This window comes from Colwellia sp. TT2012, from assembly GCF_001440345.1.
Taxonomy (GTDB): Bacteria; Pseudomonadota; Gammaproteobacteria; order Enterobacterales; family Alteromonadaceae; genus Colwellia.
The window spans coordinates 1-737 of record NZ_LJYX01000181.1 but is presented as its reverse complement, the minus strand read 5'-3'; the positions used below and the strand labels follow the sequence as shown (position 1 = coordinate 737).

1 protein-coding gene is annotated in these 737 nt (G+C 43.1%); it reads right to left on the bottom strand.

All coding sequences use genetic code 11. The features are described 5' to 3' along the window. Nucleotides 1-291, bottom strand: a 291-nt coding sequence (locus ASU03_RS21680; protein WP_231731662.1) for a hypothetical protein, incomplete at its 3' end; no start/stop codon positions are given. Nucleotides 292-737: the final 446 nt, after the last annotated feature.

Genomic DNA, 737 nt, shown 5'->3' with positions numbered 1-737 from the left:
GGCCAAGCAAATTTTAGCTCTGCTATTCCTCGTACCTTCTCTCCTAGGCACTCGAGCGACATCAGATAAAACCTTGTCAAATTCCTTAGAGGATTCTTTTGATAATCCTATAAAAGGTTTGTAGGCTGGGAACGTAGTGTTAATCTCAAGCAACTCAGCCAAGTTGCCTTCTTTAACTCCCGGCAATCGAGAAGCAAGGTTTTCTAATTGCTTTGGTATGATAGATAGTTGGAATGGCGCAACGCCAAAAAGATCACGGAAAGTTTCTGCCTCGGTTTTGTTTCCGGACAAAAAATGGTATCTCGTAATACGAGATAATAGTGTCTCGTCTGGCATAGACATTGGGAAAAACAGAATACTGGACATGAGTAGCCGACTTTCTAGCGTGGGTCTGGTAGGACGCGAGTCCTGTGGATGGTGTTCTTTTATCACATATCACCGTGTACCCGGGTAAGGATTTTAAAAATGAACGCCATACAGTAGCGAACAGCCAGCAACTGTTTTATTAGAAAACAGCAGTTTTTACGCCAAAGTCAAAATACAATACACCACACATATAAATACTTTCACTGCACGCCTCGTCAAAATTCACACATCGAATCCACGCACAGCTCATATATATAGAGGCTTGTGCCGACGGCGTTACAGAGCAATATTCATACGCGGATCAGGGTGCCTTCACTCATATTTGGAGTTTTCTGAGACACGCTGTTCGATACAGCGCTGATTGAGTGATT